Source organism: Desulforudis sp. DRI-14, assembly GCF_052618305.1.
In genome coordinates, this window is sequence record NZ_JBQXEZ010000046.1 from 1 (window position 1) to 2,375 (window position 2,375).

Below are 2,375 nucleotides of genomic sequence, written 5' to 3' on the forward strand. Positions count from 1 at the left end.
GGCAGGGGCCAACCGTCAGGCGGGGTGATGGTCGGGAAACCGGTGATCAGAGGAACGCGGTTGTCCATGTCACCGACCTGGCGCAGGCGGCGCTGCTGGCAGGGCGGCCGTCGGCGGTGTACAACCTGGGCAACGAGCGGGGGCACTCGGTACGGGAAGTGATCGCGACGGCGCGGCGGGCGGGGGACCCGGCGGTGCCGGCGGCCGGTTCGGCGAGGATCAGGCGGGAGCCGGGCGGGCGCCGTGCTGCGGGGACCTGGAGACCATCATCCGCACGGCCTGGGAATGGCATGTGCGCCACCCGGAGGGGTACGGGGGGTTACAAGATTTCTGATAGGAGTTCTTCCGTCTCCCGCCAGAAGCTCAGTAAGGTGGGCATCTCTCCCGGGGTGGGCTGGTGTATCCCGGGGTCTTCGAACGGGTGACGGTGCCAGTTGCCGCCAAGCAGGTCTCTGCCGTATATCCTTTGGTTACCAAGGACGAGGGCGAAGCTCGTTGTGTTGAACCGATCGTTGCGGTATACCTGTACGAAAAGGTCGGGGCGGATAAAGATCCTCGCCTTCAGGGTGTACCGGCCGTGATCAATTACGAGCACACTGTCCGCTACCCCGGACTTACGGATTGTATCCAACTCACGTAACAGGGAATCTACGCTACTCACCGGACGCCAGCTTCTCCAGTTCTTCGCGCAACTCAGCCGAACGGGTTACGGCCAGTTCCCAATCAAAGTAGTCCTGTTCCACTTCCCAGGAAGCCTCGCGCATGAATTCGGATGTCCTGAAGGCGGCTAGGTCCATCTGGTATTTTTGTTCGAATTTCTGCTGCATAAAACTATACTTACGTATTTCACTCCGCAGTCTTTCAACGACAATCCTTCGAAGGCTTTCCCCGGGGCTCCCGGCGGGCTCGACTTTTCCGATTACGTCCAGCAAGTCCCTATTAATCTCTAACGACATCCAAAGCGCTCCTCTCATTGCGGACCGGCATGGTTTGCCAAACATAACGTATCGACTATCTTACAACCAGTATAACCGGTTTGAGACAGACTGTGAACTCCTGCTTATGTACAGGGGTTTTCAACGCCGACTTAGTATTGTATTGCCTTTTGCGGCTATCGTACCATCGAACGGGTAGACCGGCCCGCGGCGGGCGGGGGACCCGGCGGTGCCGGCGGCGGGTTCGGCGAAGATTAAGGCTGATCGTGCCAGGCACTAACTTATCAACTTATCATTGAAAGTAGAAGAGGCCTCCTGCTAGAATGGTGGCAGGAGGTTTTGCTTGTGGGCAGGAAACCACGGGTGGAGTATGAAGGAGCGGTTTATCACGTCATCCAGCGGGGGAATAACCGGGAACACATCTTTAAGAATGACGAGGACAAGTCTTACCTGCTGAAGCGTATCGAGGACTGCAAACAGAAAATGGGATTTAATCTTTTGGGGTATGTGGTGATGGGCAATCACTATCACCTGATCTTACGGACGGGCAGCAGGCCTTTGAGTATGATTATGCACGCGATCAACGGCTCCTACAGCCGGCATTACAACTGGAAGTATGACCGTTCGGGGCATGTCTTTCAGGGGCGGTATAAAGCGATTCCTATTTTCGATGACCGCTATCTGCTGGCGGTACTGAGATACGTACACCGGAACCCGGAGAGAGCGGGGATATGCCAGCAGGCCTCGGACTATCCGTATAGCAGCGACATTCATTACCGTAAGAACCAGGGATGGTTTGTCGATATCGATATCATTTTGGGTATTCTCTCACAGGAAAAGCGCGACGCGCTAAGGAAGTATGAACTGTTGATGGACGAAGAGGACGATACCGACTATGACAACGACGGTCCGGCTCTCGTAGAGGATTTTATGCCGTTTCCACAACCTGAACCGCAAACGGGGAACCGGGCAAGGAAAAGCCTTGACGAGATACTGGCTGATACCGGCGTTAGCCCAGCCGACTTTAGATTAATTAAGGAAGGTTCGAGGAAGAGGCACTTGACACCATACAAGATACTTTATGCCAAAGAGGCGATCCGGCAAGAGTACTCGTTAAAGGAAATCGGCAGCAATATCTCACTTTCTGATGCGGCCATCTTCAAGCTGGTTAACGAGGTGCGAAAAGACTCTGGCAAAGCATGCAGGCCGCCGGCTGAACAGGGACACTCGGTGCGGGAAGTGATCGCAACGGCGCGGCGGGTGACCCAGCACTCAACGGGAAGGGGCGCGGGATAGGCGGAACCAATTCCGGGAGGCGCGAAGAGGCAGGGTTGATTCTCTTGGCACGGCTCTTCGAGTTGAGTGCTGGCCCGGGAGTGGCATGCGCGGCACCCGGAGGGGTACGGCGACTGACAGGAGGCTTATGTTGAACGGCAGGCG

General features: G+C 56.3%; 3 protein-coding genes and 1 pseudogene. 3 read left to right on the plus strand and 1 reads right to left on the minus strand.

From position 1 onward, the window contains the following. Both ACUM6F_RS12635 and ACUM6F_RS12640 read left to right on the plus strand, forming a co-directional pair. Window positions 1–425, plus strand: a pseudogene (locus tag ACUM6F_RS12635) (hypothetical protein); the annotation flags it as partial. Continuing rightward, complete coding sequence (locus tag ACUM6F_RS12640; RefSeq protein WP_445349462.1) at window positions 422–640, plus strand: hypothetical protein; 219 nt, start codon at window positions 422–424, stop codon at window positions 638–640. The pseudogene ACUM6F_RS12635 and the gene ACUM6F_RS12640, both read left to right, overlap by 4 nt. 13 nt (window positions 641–653) lie before the next feature. Here ACUM6F_RS12640 and ACUM6F_RS12645 read toward each other — a convergent pair whose 3' ends face one another. Then, window positions 654–956: a hypothetical protein gene (locus ACUM6F_RS12645; protein WP_445349463.1), complete on the minus strand. Its 303-nt coding sequence runs from the start codon at window positions 954–956 to the stop codon at window positions 654–656. A 324-nt stretch (window positions 957–1,280) separates the two neighbouring features. Here ACUM6F_RS12645 and ACUM6F_RS12650 point away from each other — a divergent pair, with 324 nt between their 5' ends. After that, the gene (locus ACUM6F_RS12650) at window positions 1,281–2,231 is read left to right on the plus strand and encodes an REP-associated tyrosine transposase (RefSeq protein ID WP_445349464.1); all 951 of its coding nucleotides are present in this window, start codon (window positions 1,281–1,283) and stop codon (window positions 2,229–2,231) included. Window positions 2,232–2,375 lie beyond the last annotated feature (144 nt).

Bases quoted from the DNA above. Each gene is read 5' to 3' on its own strand.
- ACUM6F_RS12645 (WP_445349463.1), bottom strand. From the start codon at position 956: ATGTCGTTAGAGATTAATAGGGACTTGCTGGACGTAATCGGAAAAGTC.